General features: G+C 45.5%; 25 protein-coding genes and 1 other RNA gene. 7 read left to right on the plus strand and 19 right to left on the minus strand.

What is annotated here, in order from left to right:
• Positions 1 to 156: 156 nt before the first annotated feature.
• The 5 genes from recQ to gerPC form a co-directional block, all read right to left on the minus strand.
• On the minus strand, positions 157 to 1,935 hold the full coding sequence (gene recQ / locus ACKTRM_RS09620) for a DNA helicase RecQ (protein WP_012117741.1): 1,779 nt from the start codon (positions 1,933 to 1,935) through the stop codon (positions 157 to 159).
• 107 nt (positions 1,936 to 2,042) lie between these two features.
• Positions 2,043 to 2,228: non-coding RNA, 6S RNA (gene ssrS, locus ACKTRM_RS09625), on the minus strand.
• A gap of 215 nt (positions 2,229 to 2,443) precedes the next feature.
• Positions 2,444 to 3,070: an FMN-dependent NADH-azoreductase gene (locus tag ACKTRM_RS09630; protein WP_003153791.1), complete on the minus strand. Its 627-nt coding sequence runs from the start codon at positions 3,068 to 3,070 to the stop codon at positions 2,444 to 2,446.
• A gap of 144 nt (positions 3,071 to 3,214) precedes the next feature.
• The gene (locus ACKTRM_RS09635; RefSeq protein ID WP_023356956.1) at positions 3,215 to 3,706 is read right to left on the minus strand and encodes a TraR/DksA family transcriptional regulator; all 492 of its coding nucleotides are present in this window, start codon (positions 3,704 to 3,706) and stop codon (positions 3,215 to 3,217) included.
• A gap of 82 nt (positions 3,707 to 3,788) precedes the next feature.
• The gene (gerPC, locus tag ACKTRM_RS09640) at positions 3,789 to 4,169 is read right to left on the minus strand and encodes a spore germination protein GerPC (RefSeq protein WP_007611958.1); all 381 of its coding nucleotides are present in this window, start codon (positions 4,167 to 4,169) and stop codon (positions 3,789 to 3,791) included.
• A gap of 92 nt (positions 4,170 to 4,261) precedes the next feature.
• Here gerPC and ACKTRM_RS09645 point away from each other — a divergent pair, with 92 nt between their 5' ends.
• Positions 4,262 to 4,495: a hypothetical protein gene (locus ACKTRM_RS09645; RefSeq protein ID WP_012117743.1), complete on the plus strand. Its 234-nt coding sequence runs from the start codon at positions 4,262 to 4,264 to the stop codon at positions 4,493 to 4,495.
• On the opposite strand, the gene ACKTRM_RS09650 is transcribed toward ACKTRM_RS09645, so the two are convergent.
• Positions 4,482 to 4,964 (minus strand): Hsp20/alpha crystallin family protein, encoded by a 483-nt coding sequence (locus ACKTRM_RS09650; RefSeq protein ID WP_003153787.1) that lies wholly within the window; start codon positions 4,962 to 4,964, stop codon positions 4,482 to 4,484. The genes ACKTRM_RS09645 and ACKTRM_RS09650 overlap by 14 nt on opposite strands.
• Positions 4,965 to 5,034: 70 nt before the next feature.
• Here ACKTRM_RS09650 and ACKTRM_RS09655 point away from each other — a divergent pair, with 70 nt between their 5' ends.
• Together ACKTRM_RS09655 and ACKTRM_RS09660 are read left to right on the plus strand one after the other, a co-directional pair.
• A complete protein-coding gene (locus ACKTRM_RS09655) occupies positions 5,035 to 5,307 on the plus strand; it encodes a hypothetical protein (protein ID WP_003153786.1) in 273 nt (90 codons plus the stop codon).
• Entirely contained in the window at positions 5,304 to 5,537 is a 234-nt protein-coding gene (locus ACKTRM_RS09660) for a hypothetical protein (RefSeq protein WP_003153785.1), read from the plus strand. The genes ACKTRM_RS09655 and ACKTRM_RS09660 overlap by 4 nt, the downstream gene beginning before the upstream one ends.
• A gap of 44 nt (positions 5,538 to 5,581) precedes the next feature.
• Here the strand turns inward: ACKTRM_RS09660 and ACKTRM_RS09665 are convergent, their stop codons facing one another.
• From ACKTRM_RS09665 to ACKTRM_RS09675, 3 genes are all read right to left on the minus strand, one after another.
• Complete coding sequence (locus ACKTRM_RS09665) at positions 5,582 to 5,926, minus strand: PH domain-containing protein (RefSeq protein WP_003153783.1); 345 nt, start codon at positions 5,924 to 5,926, stop codon at positions 5,582 to 5,584.
• Between the two features lie 293 nt (positions 5,927 to 6,219).
• Positions 6,220 to 6,360 carry a DUF4025 domain-containing protein gene (locus ACKTRM_RS09670; protein ID WP_003153781.1) on the minus strand — a complete coding sequence of 47 codons (141 nt, stop codon included), beginning with the start codon at positions 6,358 to 6,360 and terminating at the stop codon, positions 6,220 to 6,222.
• Positions 6,361 to 6,425: 65 nt separating this feature from the next.
• Positions 6,426 to 6,629: a DUF6501 family protein gene (locus ACKTRM_RS09675; RefSeq protein ID WP_007407979.1), complete on the minus strand. Its 204-nt coding sequence runs from the start codon at positions 6,627 to 6,629 to the stop codon at positions 6,426 to 6,428.
• 183 nt (positions 6,630 to 6,812) lie between these two features.
• Between ACKTRM_RS09675 and ACKTRM_RS09680 the strand changes: the two genes are divergently transcribed.
• The 3 genes from ACKTRM_RS09680 to ACKTRM_RS09690 all read left to right on the plus strand — a co-directional run bounded on the left by ACKTRM_RS09680 (position 6,813) and on the right by ACKTRM_RS09690 (position 11,122).
• Complete coding sequence (locus ACKTRM_RS09680; RefSeq protein WP_012117744.1) at positions 6,813 to 8,300, plus strand: aldehyde dehydrogenase family protein; 1,488 nt, start codon at positions 6,813 to 6,815, stop codon at positions 8,298 to 8,300.
• Positions 8,301 to 8,396: 96 nt separating this feature from the next.
• A complete protein-coding gene (locus tag ACKTRM_RS09685) occupies positions 8,397 to 10,280 on the plus strand; it encodes a terpene cyclase/mutase family protein (RefSeq protein WP_012117745.1) in 1,884 nt (627 codons plus the stop codon).
• The gene (locus ACKTRM_RS09690; RefSeq protein WP_012117746.1) at positions 10,277 to 11,122 is read left to right on the plus strand and encodes a superoxide dismutase; all 846 of its coding nucleotides are present in this window, start codon (positions 10,277 to 10,279) and stop codon (positions 11,120 to 11,122) included. The genes ACKTRM_RS09685 and ACKTRM_RS09690 overlap by 4 nt, the downstream gene beginning before the upstream one ends.
• A gap of 39 nt (positions 11,123 to 11,161) precedes the next feature.
• On the opposite strand, the gene ACKTRM_RS09695 is transcribed toward ACKTRM_RS09690, so the two are convergent.
• Positions 11,162 to 12,499, minus strand: a complete 1,338-nt coding sequence (locus ACKTRM_RS09695; RefSeq protein WP_012117747.1) for a sodium-dependent transporter — start codon at positions 12,497 to 12,499, stop codon at positions 11,162 to 11,164.
• 203 nt (positions 12,500 to 12,702) lie between these two features.
• Between ACKTRM_RS09695 and ACKTRM_RS09700 the strand changes: the two genes are divergently transcribed.
• Positions 12,703 to 13,677 carry a bile acid:sodium symporter family transporter gene (locus ACKTRM_RS09700; protein ID WP_012117748.1) on the plus strand — a complete coding sequence of 325 codons (975 nt, stop codon included), beginning with the start codon at positions 12,703 to 12,705 and terminating at the stop codon, positions 13,675 to 13,677.
• 32 nt (positions 13,678 to 13,709) lie between these two features.
• On the opposite strand, the gene ACKTRM_RS09705 is transcribed toward ACKTRM_RS09700, so the two are convergent.
• The 9 genes from ACKTRM_RS09705 to cdaS all read right to left on the minus strand — a co-directional run bounded on the left by ACKTRM_RS09705 (position 13,710) and on the right by cdaS (position 25,939).
• Positions 13,710 to 14,456 (minus strand): MBL fold metallo-hydrolase, encoded by a 747-nt coding sequence (locus tag ACKTRM_RS09705; protein WP_012117749.1) that lies wholly within the window; start codon positions 14,454 to 14,456, stop codon positions 13,710 to 13,712.
• Between the two features lie 73 nt (positions 14,457 to 14,529).
• Positions 14,530 to 15,777, minus strand: a complete 1,248-nt coding sequence (gene odhB / locus ACKTRM_RS09710; RefSeq protein WP_003153764.1) for a 2-oxoglutarate dehydrogenase complex dihydrolipoyllysine-residue succinyltransferase — start codon at positions 15,775 to 15,777, stop codon at positions 14,530 to 14,532.
• 15 nt (positions 15,778 to 15,792) lie between these two features.
• Positions 15,793 to 18,627 carry a 2-oxoglutarate dehydrogenase E1 component gene (sucA, locus tag ACKTRM_RS09715; RefSeq protein WP_012117750.1) on the minus strand — a complete coding sequence of 945 codons (2,835 nt, stop codon included), beginning with the start codon at positions 18,625 to 18,627 and terminating at the stop codon, positions 15,793 to 15,795.
• Between the two features lie 227 nt (positions 18,628 to 18,854).
• On the minus strand, positions 18,855 to 20,771 hold the full coding sequence (locus ACKTRM_RS09720) for a vWA domain-containing protein (RefSeq protein WP_012117751.1): 1,917 nt from the start codon (positions 20,769 to 20,771) through the stop codon (positions 18,855 to 18,857).
• Between the two features lie 10 nt (positions 20,772 to 20,781).
• Positions 20,782 to 21,672: an AAA family ATPase gene (locus ACKTRM_RS09725; RefSeq protein WP_003153758.1), complete on the minus strand. Its 891-nt coding sequence runs from the start codon at positions 21,670 to 21,672 to the stop codon at positions 20,782 to 20,784.
• A gap of 77 nt (positions 21,673 to 21,749) precedes the next feature.
• Positions 21,750 to 22,340 (minus strand): superoxide dismutase family protein, encoded by a 591-nt coding sequence (locus tag ACKTRM_RS09730; RefSeq protein ID WP_012117752.1) that lies wholly within the window; start codon positions 22,338 to 22,340, stop codon positions 21,750 to 21,752.
• Between the two features lie 80 nt (positions 22,341 to 22,420).
• Positions 22,421 to 23,662, minus strand: coding sequence for a C40 family peptidase (locus ACKTRM_RS09735; RefSeq protein ID WP_012117753.1), 1,242 nt, complete (start codon positions 23,660 to 23,662; stop codon positions 22,421 to 22,423).
• 320 nt (positions 23,663 to 23,982) lie between these two features.
• Positions 23,983 to 25,194 (minus strand): macrolide family glycosyltransferase, encoded by a 1,212-nt coding sequence (locus ACKTRM_RS09740; RefSeq protein ID WP_007407965.1) that lies wholly within the window; start codon positions 25,192 to 25,194, stop codon positions 23,983 to 23,985.
• Between the two features lie 118 nt (positions 25,195 to 25,312).
• The gene (cdaS, locus tag ACKTRM_RS09745) at positions 25,313 to 25,939 is read right to left on the minus strand and encodes a sporulation-specific diadenylate cyclase CdaS (RefSeq protein ID WP_007407964.1); all 627 of its coding nucleotides are present in this window, start codon (positions 25,937 to 25,939) and stop codon (positions 25,313 to 25,315) included.
• Positions 25,940 to 25,967 lie beyond the last annotated feature (28 nt).

The raw sequence follows: 25,967 nt of genomic DNA on the forward strand, positions 1-25,967 counted from the left end.
AAAACGATTTGAATTAGATTACAGTTCCTTTACATGAAACATTTCTCTCGCTTGGTAAGTCTTGCTGAAACCTTGATACAGCAAGGGTTTTCAAGCTTCTGATTTTTCCGGCGCGAATGAAAAACACAATGTGCAAATTTCTAAAAAAACTTTTTTTCACTCTGTTTCTCTTACATAATTTCGGATTTCTTCTAAAAAAACCGCTCCGTATTTCAATCTTTTTTGTTCCCCGACCCCTTTTACGGAAAGAAGATCCTGATCTGTTTTCGGAAGTTTCGCCGACATTTCTTTTAACGTCTGATCTGAGAACACGACAAATGGAGGCACGCCCTGTTCAGCTGCAATCTCTTTGCGGAGACGCCGGAGAAGCTCAAATAATTCATCATTTTCGGTAACGGCGGCGGCCTGTAAGGCTTCTTTTCTCGCGACTGCGCTTTTTCCAAGCAAAACATCCCTGCCTTTTTGGGTGACCATAAGCGTCGGAAATGTGCCGTCCGCCATTCTGATATATTCATCTGAAATAAGGAATTCGATAAAATCACTGATTTCCGCTGCGGATTGATGCTTCATAATGCCGTAAGTGGACAGGCTGCTGAAGCCGTTTTCCAGCACTTTTTTATTTTTTGACCCGCTAAGCACCTGCGCCACCATCGTTTTTCCGAAGCGCTCATTCATTCTGATGATGCATGACAATACCATCTGCGCTTCTTTTGTGACGTCATGGGCGGTCCTTGTATCAGTGCAATTGCCGCATGCTCCGCAAGCTTCCGCCTCATTCTCGCCGAAATACTTCAGAATAAACCGCTGCAGGCAATCTTCCGTATGACAGTAATCCACCATCTGTCTCAGTTTTTTGAGATCCTGCTTTTGTTTTTCTTCTCCGGCGGCCGATTGGTCTATTAAAAAACGCTGCACCATAATATCCTGCGGCGAAAACAAGAGCACACACTCGCTGTTAAGACCATCGCGCCCGGCCCGTCCGGCTTCTTGGTAATAGCTCTCCATATCTTTCGGAATCTGCGCGTGCAAAACGAATCTGATGTTGCTCTTATCGATTCCCATTCCGAAAGCGGACGTAGCTACCATCACTTGTATCTGATCGTTAAGAAACCGCTCCTGCTGGTCTTTTCTGTCATCATCCGCCAATCCGCCGTGATAACGGCCGGCATTGATGCCGCTGCGTTTTAATTTATCATATAAACGGTCGGTTTCTTTTCTTGTCGCTGTATATATAATGCCGGCTTCGTGTTTATTTTTTTCCAGGTACCGCTCGATAAACCGGTCTTTGTTTTCGCCCTTTACTACTTTAAACGTTAAATTCTCTCTGGCAAAACCGGTATATACAGTTTGTTCTTTCTTAATATGAAGCTGTTTGCAGATGTCATCATGAACCTCAGGCGTAGCCGTCGCCGTTAATGCGATGATGACGGGCGGTTCTTTTAATTCATTAAAAAGGATTTCGATATTCCGGTAACTCGGCCTGAAATCATGTCCCCATTGCGATATACAGTGAGCTTCGTCAATGGCGACAAGAGGAACCGTAATATTCTGCAGGATGTGAATGAATTCAGAAGAAGTCAAACGCTCCGGTGTGATGTAAAAGAGCCGGTAAGCCCCTTGTTTCAAACCGGTCAGGCGCTCATGAATGTCACGGCTTGTCTGGGTGCTGTTAATATAAGCTGCCGCGATACCCGCTTCTTCAAGCGCGTCGACTTGATCTTTCATTAAGGAAATAAGAGGGGAAATAACGATTGTGGTTCCTTCAAACAGCAGTGCGGGAATCTGATAGCAGATTGATTTTCCGCCCCCTGTCGGCATAATGCAGACCGTGTTTTTTCTTTTCTCTGCAACTGATTGTATCGCCTGCTTTTGGCCCGCGCGAAGACTGTCGTAGCCAAAATAATGCGCCAGAAGGGATTGGGCTTTCTCCAGCATATGTTGTAAAACCTCACTTTGTCTTTGATTCTTTCATTTTATCATACTGATAAAGTACGCTGCTCAATGGCAATTCAAAATAAAAAGCCATCTCCGCAAGGGAAATGGCTTTCGCTACGTATGCCGTACGCAAGTAAGAAAGTTTTAAACCACCACTCCTCAAAGTGGGTGTTTGCAGAAGCTTTCCTGTCGTCCTCTGCAATGGAGGCATGACATTCCGGCTTCGATATAAAACTCCCTATTACAGCTTAAAGGTTAAAACTTAATTAACAATACGAACAATGTAGCTTCTCTTATATCCTACACCATCAGTCGTATTTTGGCAAGAGGGTTAATTCTTTTACAGAAAACCTTTTTTCTTTGTGAAAAATGCTTTATTCTACATAAAAATTGTTTTTTCGACAAAATATCAATATATCAATATAAGATCAGATCGAAAGCTGCCGCCAGTTTCTTCTATAATAGAAAAAACTCTCACACCCTGTATGGGCGCAAGAGTTAATGAAAATTAGAATTTTGCAGCCAGATCTTTCGCTTCTTGCAGTCCTTTTTCAATGATCGCTTGAGCGTTATCCGGTGCAGCATTATGGCCTTCAACGACAACAGTGTGAAGATCTTGGACACCCCAGAAACCGAGAACGGTTTTCATGAAGTTTAATGACATTTCAAGAGATGCCATCGGTCCTTCAGAATATACGCCGCCGCGTGCGTTTAAGAGCGCTACTTTTTTATCTCCCATCAGACCTTTAGGGCCTTCAGGCGTGTATGTGAAAGTAACTCCTGCACGAGACAGGTAATCAACATAAGTATGAAGCACAGCAGGCACTGTGAAGTTCCAAAGCGGGAATGCAAACACGACTTTGTCAGCTTTGACAAATTGATTTAAGTAAATGTCAGCAGTTGACGCTTGTTTTTTCTCTTCGTCTGTCATTTCAATTCCTTTTGAAGCTTTGAATGTTCCGTTAATCATATCTCTTCCGAGGTAAGGAAGGTTTTCTTTATGAAGATCAAGTTCGATCACTTCATCATTCGGATTGTTTTCTTTATAAGCAGCCAGAAACGCTTCGTATAATTTTACGGATACGCCTTCTTCAGCCGTACGGTCACTTGATTTCACAAATAATACTTGAGACATTCTAAATTCCTCCCGGTAATCTTTTAATATTTACTTACAAATAGTATGTTACTTTCTTTTTTATATAAAGTCAATGATTTTATTTCGATTTTGAGATTTTTTATGGAATAAAAAAACAGGTACATATGAATGTACCTGCTGCTATTATTGTGAATCCTGCTCACGATCCAGGATTTCGTATGTTTGTGAGCTTTTTTGATCAACGGTTTCTTTATTTGAGAGGTCTTTCACCTGCTCGTGAAATTCCCTTTCATATGACGGAGCGTCTGTTTTCACATCCCCTTCTGTTTCTCGCTGCGCTTCGACGGTCATTCTGGCGTACGGCACGGCTTCAAGTCTTTCATAAGGAATTTCTTTTCCCGTTTTCTCGCAAATCCCGTATGTTCCTTTTTCCATTCGTTTAAGCGCGGCGTTCACCTCATCTAAAAGATTCTGATCGACACCGTCCAGCGTCTGATTCGTGACCCTGTCCAAATAAATGCTTCCGTGATCAGCTAAGTGATTATCTACTCCGTTCGACAGTTCTCCTGTGTCTTCACTCATTGAATGATTTTCTTTTGATTCTCCCTGAAGACTTTCCTTTAAATCGATTAATTTATGATAAAGGCTGTCCTGCTGTACTTTTGATAATGACATATTCATCATCTCCTTTTTCGTCTGTATTCTTCGCTGCATCTGTTAATACATACCCTCGAAAAAGGAGGCTGAAACAACGGGGTCAATGCTTTCTCCCCCTGATGGTGACATTGGGTGTCTGCTGCTTTGTCTGTCTTTTTTCTTTCGCAGCATCATTTTGCCGGTTGTCCCGAAATTCTTCAGCGCAGGCTTGTTTGAGCCTGTGCGCCGGTGTATGGTAAGTGGCGCCGATATTCAGCATACCGCTCAGCTCTTCTATACTCAGCTTTTCAAAATCAATATTGTACTCAACCTTGTCCACTTTGACGTGCTCAATATGGACATATGTTTTTTCCCCTTCCACCGTTTGCGGCTCAAAATGACACTTATCCTGAAGCTCATCAAGCTGTTGTTCCACTTTCTTAAGCCGGTCTAATTCTTCTTCACACACTTTTTTGAAAATCTCTTTCATTATTTTTTTCAAAGAAAATCACTTCTTTCCCCGTCACTCTTGGAAAGTTCTATGCGTCTCGCATTGCGAATATATAAACATGATATACAAAAAGGAGGCGAATCATGATGTTTTTTCCATCCGTTATCAACTTTGAGTATATAAAAATGAACGGAATCAGCGGCGGAGCAACTTTTAACACCGGCTCTTCCGTTATGGTGAGAAACACAGCAGCCAATAAAAGAAATGAAGGGTACGGTGAACAAAACGGTGATTGCACTGTTGTCGTCATCCCTATCATGAGTATCGATGATTCAGATCTGATAGATGGCACAGCAAACAAGATCAGCCTTCGATAATGATCTGGCTTGCATCCCCCAGATGTTTAGCAATCGATATATATAAAATCCCGTCTTTGAATACCGCCTGCATTCCCTTCGTTCCCTGAGCGGAATGCGGAAGGTCGAGTTTTTTTTCAAAATCGCCGTATTTTCCGGTCTTCTGTTTAAAATCCTGTTCATTAAAAAAGGATTTTCTCGTGCCTTTTACGACGATATATTCTCCGTAGGACAGCAGCTGAACATCTTGTTTCCGGTAGCCGGGCAGATACAGTAAAAATTGGAGCTCATCATGGGTTTCCACAATATCTATAAGAGGAAAAGCATCCTCATTTCTTCTCATTTGCCCATCTCCCTGTTGAAAGGGAAAATGAGAATGGCCGTTTTGAAATGATTTCAGTTGTTCATCATCAAAAACGTTTTTCCAAAAGTCGCCGCCGGACATGTTTTGCGCCATTTCCATCCACTGCTTCATCTTATCGAAATCCATTTTTATCGCCCCCTGTCTAAGCATACGGTCATAACAGCCGGCATACACCTGTATTAAAGGAGGTTTGCCTGTGGTTCAACCAACTCCATATATCAATATTAATATTTTCATGTTGAAAATTAATTCCTTTGAAAATGCTTCAGCGGTGAATGTCGGACAAAATTTACTGGCGGAATGGCAGAATTCTGATAAAAAGAATCAGGGATACGGACAGAACTTCGGAGATGCAAGCGGCTTCATCGGCACGAACGGCAAAGTGGATGATCGGGATCAAATTGATTCTCCATCTACCTTTGAGTCTGCATGCGATAAAATCCCTGCCGGAAAAGGAGGCCCATTATGATGTTTTCGCCGGTTTTGGTAAATGTAGGAGGCTTTAAAGTAAATGCAGTCGACCGGGGTTCTTCCATTACGATCGGCCCGTATCAGCAAATCGATTATTTTTTATCCAATAAGATCAACTACGGATTCGGTGAAGAAAATGGTGATTTGGCGCCGATTTATATCCCCATCAGTTCTATTGCTGATCCGGATCTCATTGATTCGAACTCCGGAAAAACAAGCATTATATAATAAAAAGGCCATCCGCATGCATTCGGATGGCTTTTATGTGATATTTAACTGCATAAGTATTTTGTTAAGATGGCTTGAACCTCAGTCAAGTCCGTTTCTTTTGCAAATTCCAATTCGAAAGTTTTTCCCCTTGTCATTAATACAAGCCCGGTATCGGGATCAAACATCCCCGCTTCTTGAATGGCGAAGCTTTCAATTGTTTTATATGGAAGAAATACGCGCACTTTCTTTTTGGAGAACATTTTATTATCAAAGAAAATCACTCGTTTATTCGTAAAGCATATTTGGTCAACCCGCAGTTTATAAATCGTTTCGATCCGTTCTCCCTCAACGAGCAAAGCCTCCAGCTTTTTTGTGTCGGTTGATCTGCTGACAGAAAAAATTCCCAATGAAGAACCCCACTTTCTGCTTCTATACTATTGTTTTATTACAATCATAAAAAAATAAGTTCTTTATCCCTATATAAGAATACGACATAGACGGCATTTAAACCATTACGAACAGATTACATTTTTAGAACGTTCATCAAAAAAGCCCTTCGCGAAAGGTGCCGCTGTTATGAAGTAATACGGTTCAACAGAAGAAAAGGTTTCAAGAAAACGGTATTTTTTTCGAAAAGTCAGTTTTTTATTTTCACCATAAAAAACCGCGGCTTCTCCAATGCCGCGGTTTCAACAAAACATCAACGATCCGTATCTTCAATCGTTCCTTCTTTATAGGTATCTGAAATTTGTTCCATCGTCGTGTCGGTGCCTTCTTCAGGTTGCACTTGCTGAAGCTGATCTGATGTTTTATTTTGTTTGTCTTGCTCTGTTTTTTTCATTTTGCAGCCACCTTTTATATGTAGTCTTTTTTAGTATGGCTCAGGCAAAATGAATTCATTCAGCTTTAAACTTCTTCAAAATACTCTTTGTAGAAGCCTCCGACTTTGTTTGTATTGTCTACAACAAAAATGAATTCTTCTGTTTCATTTTTGACTTCATACTCTTTACCCGGCGTCAGCACATTTTTGACAATGTATTTTTTCGCATCTGTATGTACGCATTTGACCTTTTTGACGCTTTCTTTTGTCTGCCAATTATTATGAATCATTTATAAAACTCCTTTTCTTAATCGATAAGCTTATTGTAGCCGTTTTTTCTTGTGAATTGCAATAACGGTTATCGATTGATTTTACCGGAGGTGTTATTATAAAATGACTGTATGCGCTTACTTCGCGCGGACATCAAGATGCTCAAAACAGACCATAAAAAAATTTCGGGAGGTTTGTTACGAATGAGTTCTTTAACGATGCAGATCACAAAAAGGCTGGAAACATTTTTACAGGGTACGAAGAAACTTTATATTGACGGAAAATTTGTTCCGAGCACTTCAGGATCAACATTTGTCACACCGAATCCGGCAACCGGAGAAACGCTGATGACGCTTTACGAGGCACAGTCAGAAGACATTGACAGTGCAGTGAAAGCGGCACGCAAAGCCTTTGATCACGGCGAATGGCGCACTATGCCGGCCGCTTCCAGAAGCAGGCTGATGTATAAGCTTGCCGATTTAATGGAAGAGCACAAAACGGAACTCGCGCAGCTTGAAACACTTGATAACGGAAAACCGATTAATGAAACAACAAATGGGGATATCCCGCTCGCAATTGAGCATATGCGTTATTATGCCGGGTGGTCTACAAAGATAACCGGACAAACGATTCCGGTCGCCGGCTCATATTTTAATTACACCCGCCATGAGCCTGTCGGCGTCGTGGGGCAGATCATCCCTTGGAACTTCCCGCTCCTTATGGCGATGTGGAAAATGGGCGCCGCCCTTGCCACAGGCTGCACAATCGTTTTGAAACCGGCGGAACAGACACCGCTGACCGCCCTCTATTTAGCGGAGTTAATAGATCAGGCGGGCTTCCCTGACGGCGTCATCAATATTGTCCCAGGGTTCGGCGAGACGGCCGGGGAAGCGCTGACCAACCATGACGATGTCGATAAACTCGCTTTTACCGGTTCTACAGAAATCGGCAAAAAAATCATGGAAAAAGCCGCAAAAAAAATTAAACGCGTGACACTGGAGCTTGGCGGAAAGTCACCTAACATCATTTTGCCTGACGCCAATTTGAAGAAAGCCATTCCCGGCGCTTTAAACGGGGTCATGTTTAATCAGGGGCAGGTATGCTGCGCAGGCTCCCGTGTCTTCATTCACAAAGACAAATATGATGAGGTCGTCAGCGAAATGGTTTCATATGCGAAATCGCTTCAGCAAGGCGCCGGCCTTCACCAAGATACACAAATCGGCCCGCTCGTCAGTCAGGAACAGCATGAGCGCGTGCTTTCATATATTGAAAAAGGAAAAGCGGAAGGAGCCAAAGCTGTCGCGGGCGGCAGCTGCCCGTTTGAAGAAGGGTATTTTGTCTCCCCGACTGTATTTGCGGATGTGGATGACAGCATGACCATCGCAAAAGAAGAAATTTTCGGCCCTGTTTTAGCCGCCATTCCGTATGATACGGTAGATGAAGTCATTGAGCGGGCGAACCGCTCGGAATACGGCCTTGCAGCCGGACTTTGGACTGAGAATGTGAAAAACGCCCATTACATTGCTGACCGTCTCCAAGCCGGCACCGTTTGGGTCAACTGCTACAATGTTTTCGATGCGGCATCTCCTTTCGGCGGCTATAAGCAATCCGGCCTCGGGCGGGAAATGGGCTCTTACGCGCTGAATAATTATACAGAAGTGAAAAGCGTCTGGATCAATCTGGAAGATTAAATCAAACAAGAAACTGCTGCCTGTCAGCAGTTTCTTTCTTTTGTCATGCCGCCTTTTACATATGAATATATATGCTTCTGAAGGAGTTGAGCGAGTGTGAGCACAATTCATGAAAATGTCAGAAGCCGCCAAAAGAAAACCATCTCCCTATTAAGAGAAACGCAAAATGCGGACGGCTCATGGTCATTTTGTTTTGAAGGACCGATTTTGACAAACGCCTTTCTGATCCTCCTTCTCACTTCTCTTGGAGACAATGATAAAGAACTGATCGCTGAGCTTGCAGAAGGCATTCGCGCTAAACAGCGCCCGGACGGAACTTTTGCCAACTATCCTGATGACCGGAAAGGAAATGTGACCGCTACTGTACAGGGCTATGCCGGCTTGCTGGCTTCCGGTTTATATAGCCGTTCTGAGGCGCATATGATTCAGGCCGAACGCTTTATCATCTCAAATGGCGGCTTGCGCAACGTACACTTTATGACAAAGTGGATGCTTGCGGCAAACGGCCTTTATCCATGGCCCGCGCTGCATCTGCCATTATCTTTCTTAGTCATTCCCCCAACCTTCCCGCTGCATTTTTACCAGTTCAGTACATACGCCCGTATTCATTTTGTACCGATGGCCGTGACGCTTAACAAAAGATTTTCGCTGAAAAATCCCAATGTTTCGTCTCTCGCGCATTTAGATCGGCATATGACTAAAAATCCGTTTACATGGCTTCGTTCCGATCAGGATGAGAACAGAGACCTCTCTTCTCTTTTCGCGCACTGGAAGCGGCTTTTGCAGATTCCTGCCGCTTTTCACCAGCTCGGTCTGCGTACGGCCAAAACGTATATGCTTGACCGGATTGAAGAAGACGGCACATTATACAGCTATGCGAGCGCCACTATTTTTATGGTGTACGGCCTGCTCGCTCTCGGTGTATCGCGCCACTCCCCCGTTCTCAGAAAAGCACTTGCCGGCACGAAAGCTTTGCTCACGTCTTGCGGCAATATACCGTACCTGGAAAATTCAACGTCGACCGTTTGGGATACGGCGCTTCTCAACTATGCGCTTATGAAAAGCGGCATCTCAGATAACGATCAGATGATAACCAGCGCCGCCCGGTTTCTGCGTGAACGGCAGCAGAAGAAAGTCGCTGATTGGGCCGTTCACAACCCGCATGCTGAACCGGGAGGATGGGGTTTTTCAAACATCAATACAAATAATCCTGATTGTGATGACACAGCCGCAGTACTCAAAGCCATTCCGCGAAAACTTTATCCCGCCTCATGGGAACGCGGACTGAGCTGGCTTTTGTCCATGCAAAACAGTGACGGCGGCTTCTCTGCTTTTGAGAAAAATGTCAATCATCCGCTGGTCCGCCTGCTGCCGCTGGAATCGGCTGAGGAAGCTGCCATCGATCCCTCAACAAGCGACTTAACCGGACGGGTGCTGCACTGTTTAGGAGAAGCGGGGCTTTCTTCTGATCACCCTCAGATTGAAAAGGCCGTCCAATGGCTGATCCGCCATCAAGAAGAGGACGGATCGTGGTACGGCAGATGGGGTGTCTGCTATATTTACGGCACATGGGCAGCGCTGACAGGGATGAAGGCTTGCGGCGTGAGCCAAAACCACCCGGCCGTGAAAAAAGCGATCCGCTGGCTGAAGTCCATTCAAAACGAGGACGGAAGCTGGGGGGAATCCTGTAAAAGCGCAGAAGAGAAAACCTATGTTCCGCTTTCTTACGGGACGCTTGTACAGACGGCTTGGGCGGCCGAAGCTTTGCTGCAATACGAAAAAACTCATCATCAAGCCGTCACAAAAGGCATATCTTTTCTTATTGAAAACCGGCATTACGAAGGAGCCGCTTTCAGCTATCCGACCGGAATCGGCCTGCCGAAGCAGTTTTACATCAGGTATCACAGCTACCCGTATGTGTTTTCTTTGCTTGCGCTCAGCACTTTTATGAAAATGAGTGAAAAGGAGGAAGAAAAATGAAACGGCACGCTTATCAAACCGAGATGCTGAATTGGTGTGAAACCTTGAAGGAACAAGTTATTCAGCAAGGTCGGTTCGATCGCTTCGCGGCACAAATCGACCGGATTTTTCACACCCTTCAGGATGATGGATTTACGGAGGCGGAATGGTACGAACAGGCATCGGCACTTTACCGGGACATTACTGAACCCGAAGAGCCGGATGAGCGCAGAGCTTATGTGCCGATCGGCAAGCATGTCCTCCCTAAACTGCCTTACAGTTATTCCGCACTGGAACCGTATATTTCAAGAGAGATTATGAAACTTCACCATACAAAACACCATCAGAGCTATGTTGACGGTCTGAATAAAGCAGAACTGGAGCTCAAAAAAGCGAGACAGACGAAACAGTACGACTTAGTGGCGCATTGGGAGCGGCAATTGGCGTTTCACGGCGCGGGCCATTATTTGCACAGTATTTTCTGGTTTTCGATGAATCCAAACGGAAAAAGACGGCCGACGGGGGCGCTCTTTCAAATGATTGATGCGTCATTCGGAAGCTATTCCGCTTTTAAAGAGCAATTTTCTCAAGCGGCGAAAAAAGTCGAAGGAGTCGGCTGGGCTATCCTAGTCTGGGCGCCGCGCGCCGGGCGGCTGGAGATTTTGGCCGCTGAGAAGCATCAGCTCTACAGCCAGTGGGACGTCATTCCTTTGCTTCCGCTGGATGTGTGGGAACACGCTTATTACTTACAATATAAAAACGACCGAGCGGCTTACGTGGATCAATGGTGGAATGTCGTTGATTGGCGGGAGGCGGAGAAACGGTTCGAGCAAGCGCACCGCGTAATATGGCCGCTTTATTAAAAAAGCCCCCGTCTTGAACGGGGGCCTGCTTCTTTTGGTTTAAAAAATACCAAGGACGTGCAGAAAAACGATAATAATGGCTACAGGAGCCACATAACGGATTAATAGGAGCCAGACTGCAAACCATTTTCGTTTTATACCGGAACCGCTTTTCAGTTCGTCAAACAGCATCTGTTTCGGGATTTTCAACGGTACGAAAACGGCAATTAAAAGCGCGCCCAGCGGCATTAAGACATTGCTGACCAGAAAATCCGCAGCGTCAAAAATACTGCGGTGAAAAATAGAAACATCACTCAAGATTCCGTACGACAGCGCCGAAGGGACCCCGACAATAAATATAGCAAGTCCCCCGATCCATGCATACCGCTTCCGTTTTGCCGAATCGCCTTTTGACAAAACAGCAACTAAAATTTCAAGCATTGAAAAAGCCGATGTCAGCGTCGCAAATAAAAACAGCAGCAAAAAGGCGAGTAAAAACACGATGCCCAACGGCATTTGATTAAAGACGGTCGGCAGCACGTTAAATAAAAGCTGCGGGCCTTGATCCGGCTTGAGGCCGAATGCAAACACCGCCGGAAAAATCGCCACTCCCGCCATCACAGCAACAAGGACATTTAATACCGTCACCGATACGGCGGATTGAACAATATTTTCTTCTTTTTCTAAATATGCGCTGTATGTAACCATTACGGACACTCCGACGCTTAACGAGAAAAATGATTGTCCCATCGCATATAAAATAGTATTGGCATCCATCGCGCCAAAATCAGGCATAAAAAAGAATTTTAATCCTTTTGCTGCATCATGCAGCGTAACGGAGCGGATCATTAAGAGAATAAACAGAATAAACAGAGCCGGCATCAACACCTGGCTCACTTTTTCAATGCCGCTGCTCACCCCTTTTGCCACAACTAAAATCGTCAGCACGATAAACAGCAGCTGGCCGAAAACGGCTGCATAAGGATTTGAAATGGTATCGATAAATAACGTATCAAATCCCGAAGAAAGCGATAAGCCGCCTGTAAAGCCTTTTATAATGTAGATTAATATCCATCCCCCCACTACGCTGTAGAAGGATAATAGAATAAAACACGTAATGATTCCGAGATATCCGATCCAGTGCCACTTTTTCCCCGGCGCGAGCGCCTTATAGGATTCAACGGCGTTTTTTTGTGTTTTTCTGCCGATAATAAATTCAGCAAGCAAAAGCGGCAGTCCGATTAAAACAGTAAATAAAATAAAAATAAGCAGAAAAGCGCCGCCTCCGCTGGTTCCCGCTACGTAAGGGAACTTCCATATTGCGCCGAGCCCGATTGCAGAGCCGGCCGTAGCTAAAATAAATCCCAGCTTAGATGACCATTGATTAGCTTCTTTCACTTCAGCACTCCCAATTCATTTCAGTATAAAAATCAATTGTAAGAATATATGTCTGAATAGTCAAGAAGATGTTAGTTTACATAATAATTTTATTGAAAACTTATATTTAATATTGAATTATTCAGAACATTATTTATAATGGAATACAGAAAAGTCAGTCATATTTTCTGACTGATTGATTGAATGTAAAAGGAGCTGTGTTTATGGAATGGCTGAAAAAAATAAGCGGGTTTGCGGGCCAAACCTTTGGCTTGTGGGTTATCGTCTTTGGCGGTTTAGGATTCGCCTGCCCTGATTTGTTTTCTTGGATCAGTTCTTATATGACGATTTTCCTTGGTATTATTATGTTTGGGATGGGGCTTACTCTTCAAGCAGACGATTTTAAAGAATTAATCAGAAAGCCTTGGCATGTCGTAATCGGAGTCGCTGCCCAGTTTACGATTATGCCGCTTACGGCTTTCTGTTTATCAATCGGGCTCCGCCTCCCCGCAGAAATCGCCGCGGGCGTCATTCTGGTCGGATGCTGTCCGGGCGGTACGGCATCAAACGTCATGACGTTTTTGGCGAAAGGCAATACGGCGCTTTCTGTTGCGGTCACCACGATCTCAACATTGCTTGCTCCTATTGTAACGCCGGCACTTATTATGCTGTTTGCGAAAGAGTGGCTCCCCGTTTCTTTCGGCTCACTGTTTGTTTCCATTATGCAAGCCGTGCTTTTGCCGATCGTTCTCGGGGTGATTGTGAAGCTGTTCTTCAAAAAACAGGTCGGACAAGCCGTGCACGCGCTTCCTCTCGTGTCGGTAATCGGCATCGTAGCGATTGTATCCTCTGTCGTCAGCGTAAATCGTGAGCATCTGCTTCAATCAGGACTGCTGATTGTGTCTGTCGTCATCTTACATAACGGAATCGGATATTTGTTAGGATTCCTGACTGCAAAGCTGTTCAAAATGGATTATGCTTCACAAAAAGCGATTGCGATCGAAGTCGGAATGCAAAACTCCGGACTGGGCGCAGCGATTGCGACAGCGCATTTCTCCCCTTTGTCAGCCGTGCCGAGCGCAATTTTCAGCATATGGCACAATCTGTCGGGGTCTGTTCTTGCCACCTACTGGTCTAAGAAAAAAGAGAAAAACAGCGCCGAAGAAGAAGAAGAAACGGCAAAGATTCCGTTTTCATAACTGAACAAGGATAGGATAGGCTGCTGCCGCTCCTATCCTTGTTTATTCTGCAGATCACGAAACAGGCGCAAAAGCGCTTTTTTTACATCCCCCTGAAATAAACCTCCATGATAACAAATCAATTGGCGGATATCGTAATCGAGCAGCCGCTGCACAGAACGGACCGCATCATCCATATGTAACGTATAGCCGGGATTAGCAAGGTTCAGCTTTCCGTCTTCAATGACGACCGCATCACCTGTGACCATAGTTTTTTCGGCAGGCAGATAAAGACTGATATGGCCGGGTGTATGACCCGGCGTGGCTACAACGCGAATGCCTCCGCACCAAGGCAGCAGCTCGCCGTCAGTAACTGTCCGGTGAACTGGAGCCGATTCGACTGATTGAAGCGAGCGGATGAACTGTTTTGCATAAGGCTTTGCATCCTCCGGCAATGAACAAAACGTTGATTCAGCCTGCTCAAGCCGTAAAGATTTTTTAGAGCCGTCAATATACGGCGCTTCACGCTCATGTACTGTCACGCTGACATCCGGATGTAAACGGTATAATGCAGCGAGTGAGCCGATATGGTCTATGTCGTGATGCGTTACAATGATTTTTGTCAATGAATGAAGCGACATTCCATGCCGGGCAGCGGCATGTTGAAGATGGTTTGTAAAACCGGGATATCCGCAGTCTATTAATATCGTGTCATGTTCGTCTTGCAGAAGAACCGGAGTGATAGAATGCAATTCTTCATTATATTCAAATTCGATCTCAAGCGGATGACAGCTTTTCATATAAATTCTCCCCTTCTCTCAATAAAAAAAGTACACTGCTTGTAAGGGCAGTGTACTTTTTGTCTGTCTCAAATTATCCTTCCAGCAACAGCTGTTCCGGATCTTCAAGCAGGTTTTTAATGGTGACAAGGAATCCGACCGCTTCTTTACCATCTACAATTCTGTGATCGTATGATAAAGCGATGTACATCATCGGACGGTTTTCAGAGCGCTCCGCATCAATCGCTACTGGGCGCAGCTGAATTTTGTGCATACCTAAGATCCCAACCTGAGGGCTGTTTAGGATCGGTGTTGACATAAGCGATCCGAATGTACCTCCGTTTGTGATCGTGAAGGAGCCTCCTTGCAGCTCACCTAATGTTAATTTATTGTTTCGCGCTTTCTTCGCAAGTTCGCCGATCTCTCTTTCAATGCCGGCAAACGTCAGGCGGTCAGCGTCACGCACGACTGGGACGACAAGCCCTTCTTCAGCCGCGACAGCAATACCGATGTCATAGAATTTTTTCACGATCAGCTCATCGCCTTGAATTTCAGCGTTAAGGAGCGGGAATTTTTTCAATGCAGCCACGACGGCTTTTGTAAAGAACGACATGAAACCGAGTTTTACATCGTTTTGCTCAAGGAATTGGTCTTTGCGGCGTTTTCTTAGATTCATAACGGCCGTCATGTCAACTTCGTTAAATGTAGTCAGCATCGCAGAAGTCTGCTGCACTTCAACCAATCGTTTCGCGATCGTCTGTCTGCGGCGGGACATTTTTTGCACTTCGACAGGTTTGTCAAAGCTTTGCTGTGTTTTTTGAGCCTGCTGTTTCGGCTGTGCCGCAGGTTTTGAAGCCGGTTTTTCATAAGCTTCCACATCTTGTTTGCGCACGCGGCCGAGCGGGTCCCCCGTCGGAATTTGTGATAGATCAATTCCTTTTTCCCTTGCCAGCTTGCGTGCAGCCGGAGACGCTACCGTTCTGGATTTCGCTTCTGATTGTGCTTCCTGGCTGACTTCTTGTGCAGCAGGTTCAGCTTTTGCTTCCTCTTTCGTTTGTTCATTGGCTGGAGCACTTTCTGAAGGGGCGGGTGCAGAACTTTCGCCAGCGCCTTCTGTAATGGTACCGATAATTTCTCCTACTTGGACGGTATCACCCGAATCTTTCAATACCTCTTTTAGAACACCCGATTCTTCTGCTGTCAATTCAACATTTACTTTGTCCGTCTCCAGTTCAAGCAAGTACTCACCCTGTTCTACATAATCACCGGGCTGCTTTAACCATTGGGCTATCGTTCCTTCTGAGATTGATTCTGCTAATTCAGGTACCTTAATTTCCGCCATTTTTTCATTTCCCCCTTAGTTTTTGCGAGTCAAGCTATCAGATACAATGCGTTCCTGTTCTTTTTTGTGGACTGTCGGATCTCCTTCTGCGGGACTGGATCGTCTTCTTCGGCCGATGTATTGGACATTTACTCCTTTTGGCGCGATTTCCGACAGATACGGGCTGATATAACTCCATGCCCCCATGTTCTGCGGCTCTTCCTGAACCCAAACGATCTCTTGCAGGTTCGGCAGTTTGGCGAAAAGCTCCTTCGTATCTTTTGCCGGGAACGGATACAGCTGTTCGATTCTGGCAATATGAAGCCAATCCTTATCGCCTTCCATTTTGTTGAAGTGATCGCTGATATCAATTGACACTTTTCCGCTTGATAATACGACGCGAGTCACTTTTTCGTAAGCATGGGAAAGACCGGACTGCTCATAGACAGGCTTGAATCGGCTTTCGCTCAGTTCCTGCACTTCAGATACCGTATTCGGGTTGCGCAGCAGGCTCTTCGGCGTCATGATCACAAGCGGGCGGATTTCCTCACGAAGCAGCATTTTCGCTTGTCTTCTTAAAATGTGGAAATACTGAGCCGCACTTGTCAGGTTGGCCACCGTCCAGTTGTTTTCCGCCGCCAGCTGCAGGAACCGCTCGACGCGGCCGCTGGAGTGTTCAGGGCCCTGCCCTTCGTAACCGTGAGGCAGCAGCATGACCAGTCCTGATTTTTGTCCCCATTTTGCCCGTCCTGCAGATATGAATTGATCAAAATAGACTTGAGCCGCATTAGCAAAGTCCCCGTACTGCGCCTCCCACATCACAAGCGTTTCAGGCGAATACACGTTGTATCCATATTCAAAGCCGAGAACCGATCCTTCAGAGAGCGGGCTGTTATGCACCGTAAATGAAGCAGCGCAGTCGTCTAAGTGATGGAGGGCAACAAATTCTTCTCCTGTTTCGCTGTCATGCAGCACAAGGTTTCTTTGAGCGAACGTTCCGCGCTCTGAATCCTGTCCGGTCAGCCGGATCGGCGTGCCGTCTTTCAAAATGGAAGCAAACGCAAGCGATTCAGCCAATGACCATTCAACTTTACGGTCATCATCAAACGCTTTTGCACGTCTTTCCAGGATTCTTTTCAGCTTGCCGAACACGTTAAAAGATTCCGGCCAGTTGATAAGTTCGCCGTTCAGCTTGCGGAGAACATCAAAGTCAATGGCTGTGTCAACGTCTGGAAAACCGTTGGACACCGGTTCCGGCAATTCAATTTCCCGTACGGCGTCTTCTTTTTTGGCGGGCACCTTTTTATAGGCGTCTTCAATTCGTTTTGTCACTGCCGTTTCGATGTTTTGCGCTTTTTCCTCGCTGATCAGACCTTCACTTACGAGTTTTTCCGCAAAGATCCGCTTGACAGTCGGGTGTTTTCTGACGGCGTCATACAGCATCGGCTGTGTCGTTGACGGCTCATCCATTTCATTGTGGCCGTACCGTCTGTACCCGATTAAATCGATTAAGAAATCTTTATTGAACCGCTTCCGGTATTCAACCGCAAATTTAACGGCTGACAGGCATGCTTCCGGATCATCCGCGTTGACGTGAACGATCGGAATTTCATAGCCCTTCGCCAAATCACTGGCATATTTCGTGGATCGTGATTCATCGCTTTCAGTTGTAAAGCCGATCATATTATTGGCGATGATATGAATGGCCCCGCCGACCTGATAGCCTTTCAGAGAGCTTAAGTTCAGCGTCTCGGCGACAATGCCTTCTCCCGGAAACGCTGCGTCACCGTGAATTAAAATGGCGAGCGATTTTGTTTCGTCTTGAACCGGGTACCCCTTTTGCGTTCTTGTTTCCTGTGCCGCCCGCGTGCTTCCTTCCACAATCGGATTGATGAATTCCAAGTGGCTCGGGTTATTTGCAAGCGTAATCCGCGCACTTTTGGTTTCAGCATCCTGAAGCTGTCTGTCTGCACCGAGGTGGTATTTTACATCGCCCGTCCAGCCGTAGCTGATGCCGGTCGATCCTTCAGACGGCACAAGGTCTTTATTCGGCGCATGCTGGAATTCTGAGAAAATAATCTCATACGGTTTGCCGAGCACATGCGCAAGCACATTTAAACGGCCTCTGTGCGCCATCCCGATATTGACATTGGTTGTGCCCGCTTTCACAGACTGGGCGATAATGTCGTCAAGAACCGGCACAAGCGCGTCTAATCCCTCAATTGAGAAACGCTTCTGACCGACGAATGTCCGGTGTAAAAATTGTTCAAATCCTTCTACTTCCGTCAGTCTTTCTAAAACGGCTGACAGTTTTTCCGGTGAATTTTTCCGGAACAGTTCTCCGGATTCGACCATTTTTGTAATCCATGCGCGCTCTTCGAAATCATGCACATGGTCAAACTCGAAGGAGATGGTTCTTTTATAGGTATTGCGTAAATGCTGGATGGCTTCTAAGCCGTTTGTTATATTGGCAGGTGCGTCTTTACAGATGACAGACGCGGGTATTGCTTTCATTTCTTCTTCTGTAAGCCCGTAATCGGATAACGGAAAGAGCTCGCTCTTTTTCGGATCCTTTCTGAGCGGATTGACGGAAGCGTTCAGATGGCCATAGGTTCGAATATCTTCTGCAAGTTTAACTGCTGCTGCGATCTTTTGAATCAGATCTGCGGTGACGCGTCCCTGTTCCTTTGTTCCCGATGCCTCTTTTATTTGGCTTGGCGGAGCGCCGAGTTCGTCAAACATGTCTTTCAGATCCGGATCAATGCTGTCTGGATCTTCAGCATATTGGTCGTACAGCTCCAGTGCGTAGCCGAGGTTCGGTCCGTAAAAATCTTCCCAATTCATTCTTTGTTTCATATTATTTTGAAACATTTGAATATTACCCCCAACCTAGATAATCAAGTGATCAATTCACTATCTTGAAATAACTTTTGAACGCTGTGCCCAAAATTATGTAATAAAAACGCTTCCAAGGATATTTTACCACTGATTGCGTTTGGATTCTACCTTGATTGTTCACAAAATAGTAAAAAAAACAGATCAATACCGAAAAAATTAAATCATTTTAAAATAAAAAGCGAAAAAGCATAGGAAAAAGCCTATCCTATGCTTTTATGAAGCAGTTTTTTCAAGAGCGGATACAGCACATCGGGCAGCTGATCGACATCCGGAACAAAAATACTGTACTTTCCGTACATATCCTGAATGGTTTTCATCTGTGATTCCTCTATTGCAGTATTGGACAGAAAAACATTTATGACTTCTATCCCTTTTTTTCTCGCTTCGATGACAGCCTCGCTCGTATCGACGATGCCGTTTTGTTCGTATCCGAATGCTGCCGGCTCTCCGTCTGAAAACACGATTAAAAATTTTTGCGCCTCACTCCGCCGCATCAGCTGTTTCGTCATTTGTCTGATGGCGTATCCGTCTCTGTTATCTTCTTCAGGCGCAAGCTGCATGATCAGCGGACCCGCCGCCTGCAGCAGCGACTCTTCAAACGGAATGACGGTATTGAAGAAATTCGGCTGGCTCGTTTCGGTCGCTTCGTTTGTATCCTCCCAAAATCCGACGATCTGGTGCGGTACGGACACTGATTTCAAGGCTTCATGAAAAAGAACGATCCCTCTTTTTGTTTCATCCATTTTGTCGAACATGCTGGCCGAACAATCGACAAGCAATGTAAAAACGGCGTCAATGTCTGAAGACGGGTCCTGCTTTTTAAAGAAAAGGCGCGGGTTCCGCTCCGTAAAATAGCGGATCAGTTTGCGATTCAGCCGGCCTGCGTGAAGGTCGGTCCGCGGGAGCGTTTTTTTGTGCTCAAGTGTTTTTTGTATCATCTGCTTCAGGCGTTTTTGATATGATTCTATCGTTTTTGCCTGTTCTTTATAAGACTGCTCCTCTTCAGGAGACGCTTTATGAGGCGTTTGATAAACCGGGAAGGCAAATTTGTTTTCTTTTCCGTCAGCCAGCCCCGCGCCCTCATGTTCATCCTGAATGGATTCAAGCGCTTCCAGTTTGGAGTAATCCTCTCTTTTCGTCTGACGTGCGGAACCTTGAACGGAGCCGAGCGCCTGGTCACCGTCATCGCCTTCTCTGGCCGCGTCTTTCCCAAGATCTGATTTCGCGCCGTGCTCAATATCAAATTGAAGGAAACTTTTTGACGGCGCTTCGGTTTCCCGGTGCCACGTATTCATTTTCTCTTCAAGGATTTCTTCATCTCCGTCGGAAGACTCAGGGAGCGTGAGATCGTCACTTAACGAAGGCGCTTTTTTTACACTTTCGAATAAAGGCTCTTCAGCCGCTTTTTCGTAATCAAGTTCCGGCAGAAAAAAGTACGTGTTCAGCATATCTTTCTCAAGCACTTCATCAAGGCCTTCCATGAGGTCTTCCGTTATTTTTGCGATTTGTTCCGTAGAATCCGCCTCATACACCCGGATGAGCTGACGTTCAATATACGGTATCATCATATCAATATGTTCATGCATGGAAGGAATGCCTTCAAGCGGAGACTCAGCCGTCAGCTTGACAAACATCGCGCAATACAAAGCGTCGGTGAAAATGCTCCGTTCTAAATTCAATGTCAGCTGCGTCGTGAAATATTTCCTGTACATCTCCCTCCGCTTCTGAAAAACACGTTTCGTTCCCGGCCGTTCTTTTTTGATCAGCTCTTCAATTCTGATATCCTCAAGCAGCATAAACAGCTGCTTGGCAAAGCTTTGGCGGGTGAAATGCCGGTGAACGTCATTTAAAAACCCCGCAAATTCCCGAAATGAGCTGCTGCGTGTTCCGACAGCGCGCAAATAGACATCGCTTTTCAGGCCGGCTTCCATATCCCCGGCTGATCGGTCTTTCCAAAAGTGGCTCATGTAAATTTTCTTTTCAAAGGGATTGTAGTAAGACTGCACGCCGTATTCCACTTCAACTTCACTGCTTCTGGTCAGTGTTTTGGCCAGATCAGTCAGCATCATGAACAAAAACGAATCAATCGTGCTGTCGTTAAATTTGATAAACTTCATTGTATATCCCTCATTCGAACAGCGTTTCTGCAATATTTCTGACAGCGGCTTTTTCCCTGTCATCGTCAAGTTTTTCTACGATGCCTCTTTCAATCGCCCGTTTCGGCGGGATGTACGCAGCCAAGTCGCACGTATCAATGAGAGCCCTGATGGACGCCGCTTCTTCTGACACTTGTCCGTTATGCGCTTGTGCGATTAAATCAGAAGACAGCGTCATAAAGCGCTCAATTAATTTCTCATCTTTTAAGACAGACTGAGAGGTCAGCACCTGCTTCAGGAGGCTTCCTTTAATATACGGAACATCAATGATGACAAAACGGTTTTTAAGGGCTTCGTTCAGCGGAACGGTGCCGACGTATCCTTCATTAATCGCGGCGATAACACCGAATCCTTCGCTTGCCTTAATCACTTCTCCTGTAAAGGGATTTGTCATCATTTTTCTGTAATCTAGCACGCCGTTTAGAATCGGAAGGGTTTCAGGCTTTGCCATATTGATTTCGTCAATGTATAAAAAATGTCCCTCGTTCATTGCGGTTGTTACAGGTCCGGGAACGAATTCAATTGTCGCCTGTCCCTGTTCATTTTCAATCGTTTTATAGCCGACAAGCGCTTCTGCATCGAGGTCTACGGAGCAGTTGACGCTGTGCATCGGTTTATGAAAATAGTTCGAAAGCGTTTCCGCCAATTTTGTTTTCCCTGAACCCGTCGGTCCTTTTAATAAGATATTTTTTCCCATAGTCAAAGCAATGACGGCATCGAATACAATCGCTTTATCTTCGGCCTCATAGCCTGATGATCCGATTAAATCCCGGAATTCTTGGGAAACGGGATGATTTTGATAAGCCTGCAGTTTGTTTTGTATATCTTCCGGAAGTGATAGGTGCTGTAATTCTGAAGTCATAGGTGATGTTTCCTTTCCATTTGTATTCCATAACCGAGTATACTAAAAAAGCCCTTGTATACTCAATACAAAAGGGCTCATTCCCTGCGGGCGCTTTTTGTCAGGGGAGCGCAGGCGATTCTGGCTCCGGAATTTCCGCTCGGGTTTGTCAAATAATCGTCCGTATGTTCATGAATGACGAACGCGCTTCCGTCCCGGTCGAGCAGGCTGAGTCTGCTCCCTTCTTTTAATGAAGTTTGCGGCGCGTTCATAATGACATCCACTTTACCATCAGCCCCCACTTCAAGATTGGGGAGATCCCCGGCGTGATGACCCATCGGATTGTTGAAGCCGTGTTCTTTGTTCAAAGGGTTGAACGGACCGCCGGCTGATTCGAAATCAGGTGCCTGACATGTCCCTTTTTCATAAATATGAAACCCGAGAGAAGTGCCGGGCGGCAGATGCCCCGCTGATATATGAATGTCTGACCCTTCATCATCAGATTCCCTCACTTCGATATATCCGATCGTTTTTCCGTTTTGATTGATGAGTCCGGCATGCTCACGGTATGCAGATGCTTCCAATGCGCGGCTTTCCCCATGTTTTTTGGGCGGAACAGGAGCGGGTCTCCCCCCGCAGCCGCAAAGCGTAATTGATACGAGCATGAGAAAAAGCAAGAGACGATTCATGCTTCCTCCCCCTTATTTTTTACCCATCAGTCTTGTCAAAACGTAAAAATGGTAAACAAAAAAAGCCCCGAAAGGCTTTTTTAAAAATAACTGCGCGCTCCTAAATAAGCTTTTTTCCAATACGGATTGCTTAAGTTTGAAACTTCAACCCCGGAGGAGCTTGCGTGAATAAAATCTCCTCCGCCTAAATACATTCCCATATGAGAAGGGCCCGCTTTATATGTCGTAAAGAAGACAAAGTCGCCTGCTGACGGCTGGCTGATATGTTTCATCGTATTCCAATATCCGGCCGTGCTCAGACGGGAAACAGAGCTTACCTTATTTAAAAGGTAATAGATGTAACCGCTGCAATCGAAGCCCGCAGGCGTATTGCCTCCCCAGCGGTAAGGAACGCCGACATGTTTTTTCGCCTCGCCTATCATTCTGTCAATCTTTGACCCTGTCACCGGAGGTTCGGGAGTATTCGGCTTGTTTGGCTTTACCGGTTTGTTATCCGGCTGACGCACAGGATCTTCTGTTTTTCCCGTTCCGTTAATCACCAGAACTTGTCCGATTTGAAGCACATCAGTTGTCAATTTATTTTTTTCTCTGATGAGCTGAGCGGTGATGCCGAACCGATTAGCTATTTTCCAGAGGGAATCGCCTGCTTTTACTTTGTAAGTGGATGGCTTCTCAGAAGGATTTGAATGAGATGGCGGTGTTGTGCCGCTGTTTCCGCTATGTGAAGAACCTTTGATCTTTAACACTTGATTCGGATACAGCATGTCTGATGTTAATTGATTCAGCTTTTTCAGTTCGGCGATGGTGATCCCGGTTTGATTGGCGATTTTCCACAGCGAGTCACCCGGCTTCACAGTGTAAGTCCCTAATGCGCCTTTATCAGGCTTTGTCTGTCTGCCGCCTCCGTCCGTGCCGCCGGCAGACCCTTTAATTTTCAGTTTCTGGCCGGGATAGATGACATCTGAACTCAAACGGTTCAGGCTTCTCAGCTCAGAAACGCTCATTTTGTATTTTTTTGCGATCACCCATAACGAGTCTCCGTATGTAACTGTGTAGGCACCCGTGCTTCGTTTTCCCTTTTGCCCCGTTTTATGTGTGCCGCTGCCGTCGGGAATGTGCAGCCGCTGTCCTGGGTGGAGTATCGTTGATTTCAGTTTATTTTCCGCCTGCAGGGCTGAAATACTTGTATGATATTGCCGGGAAAGCTTCCAAAGAGAGTCGCCGCTTTTTACTTGAATGGTTTTTGCTTCAGCGGGATGCACGGCGAAGGTTGAAGTCATTACTGCAGATACAGCCAGTCCGGCTGCGATTTTTTTCTTCATATAACGAAAAACCTCCTATTTATCATTGCTGAAAGGGACGTTCCTTTTCTTTGGACGCCGCCTGTTATGCAGGATTCATTCAGAAGTCGACATTAATTCCGATTCATTTGGCCTTAGATCATCACCAATGCCACACATTTTACATAAATTGAGAACATTTCACAAAAGACTTTGGAATCATTTTCATAACATGGCTTTTTTCCGCGACATTCCACCTTTCTTGTCTGTTTTTCATACAATTCTCTTTACGGCGTGAAAAATCCTCCCGAAAAACAATCAAAAAAAGCCCGCTTCCTTTAAAGGAAGGGGGTGAGGGCTGATTACAGAACCCGGGTCTCGGCAGTTTTCACGTCTTCTGCTATCAATTCCGCTGCACGCTGTGCTCCGCCGGCCGCTTTCAGGGATTCTCCGATTTCAGAAGCTTTTGTCTGATATTCAGGATTTTCGCTCAATTCTTTTATTGCTTCAGTAAGCAGTTCCGCTGTTACATCTTCTTTTTTAAACATTTTGCCCGCGCCCGTGTTTTCCACTTGGCTTCCGACGGCGAACTGATCTGCGCCCATCGGAATGACGATCATCGGGGTTTTGTAGTAAAGCCCTTCGCTCGTACTGTTCATTCCGCCGTGAGTGATAAATAAGTCCGCTCTCTTCAGGATCTCAAGCTGCGGAACATAAGGCTTGACAATGACATTCTCAGGAATTTCATCAAGCTCCGCAGGATCAAGATGTTTGCCGATTGACATGACGGCTTTTCCGTTAAAGTTTCTGACCGCTTTTAAGCATTTATTAAACAATTCCTTCTGATTGTTAAAAATCGTGCCCATTGAAATAAACAGGACTTTTTCTCCTTCAAGCTGTTCAAACGGGAAATCTTGAGCCGCCGCCCTTTCGGTTATGGACGGACCGACAAAGAGATAAGAATCGCCAAACTCTTCTTCTTTCGGCTGAAACGCTCTTGAAGTAAATACGATGGTTTTTCTGCCGTCATTTGAGAAAATATCATACGGCGTTTTAATGTCTGCGCTGAATTCTTCATTGAGCCGGCTGACCGCTTCGGTATAAGCCGGATAATGAGATGATTCCTCTGATACAAGGTTTGTATTTGAAAACACTTCTTTAATAAATGCTTCATTCATTGCAAATGTCGTACAAAGTGAATATGCCGGCAGTTTCAGCTGGTTTCTCACGAGCCTTCCTGCCAGAAAATGATGATCATACAGGATGTAGTCGTAGGATTCATCTTTTACTTCCTCAAGAATACGGAGTGCGGCTTTTTTGGAAGTCTCAATCATTAATAGCAAAAACTCGGTAGCGTCCCGCTGTTCATCACCCGTTGCGTTTTTTCCGAATTCATCTTTACGGAAATCTTCATATTCACGGAATTCCGCTCCGCTTGACGCGATTTTGTTCTCATATTCCTTCACGCCGTAATATACGACATGTTCCCCTTTTGCCTTCAGTTCTTTTACGACGCCTAAAGACGGATTGATATGGCCTTCTCCCGGAAAGCCGATCATCAATACATTTGCCATCTTTCCACTCCCTATTCTTTTAAATTTTATGTATATTTAAACGATAACATCAATACAGAAAAAGGTAAAGATGTTCACCTTATTAATATTAAATGGGTACAATATTCCCATTTTCTTATTATTTCGTATGAAGCGCCCGCGGCGAAACAAGCGGATACAGTCCGCCGTCTTTAGCAAAGGACATTTTTCCCGTTTCTTCTGAAACAACGAGCACGAGTGCATCAGTCACGGCCGAAAGTCCCATCGCGGCCCTGTGGCGCGTCCCGTATTTGAGATCGACATGTTTTGTTGTGAGCGGGAGCACATTGGCTGCTGATACAACCCGGTTTTCTCTGACCAATACGGCTCCGTCATGAAGCGGATTGCCGGGATAAAAAATACTCTCAATTAAAGCTGCACTGATCTCGGCATGCAGGCTGGTCCCTTTTTGTATCATTCCGTCCAGCGGATCTGCACGTTCAATCACAATCAGCGCTCCGTGTTTTTCTTCCGCCAGATGCTGCACGGCCCTCGCCAGCTCTGTATAGGAAGGCGTAAAGTGTTCGATATATGACTGCAGGTAAAACGACGAAGCGACAGCCTGCATTTCCTGAAACGTATGTCCCAGTTCATCTAATTCGCAAAGAAGGCATTGGTCTTTTTCATCCAATGTCCGCAGTATCATTCCGGCATCCTCCGTAATTTGTTTCAAATACGTTTGAACGGCAGCGGTAAACGCGCTTTCCGTCATTTGAGTGTGGCGCATGTCACATCAGCTCCTTTCCCTTATTTTC

The sequence above is a fragment of the Bacillus sp. D7-8 genome (assembly GCF_052055895.1).
In the GTDB taxonomy this organism is placed as follows: Bacteria; Bacillota; Bacilli; order Bacillales; family Bacillaceae; genus Bacillus; species Bacillus velezensis.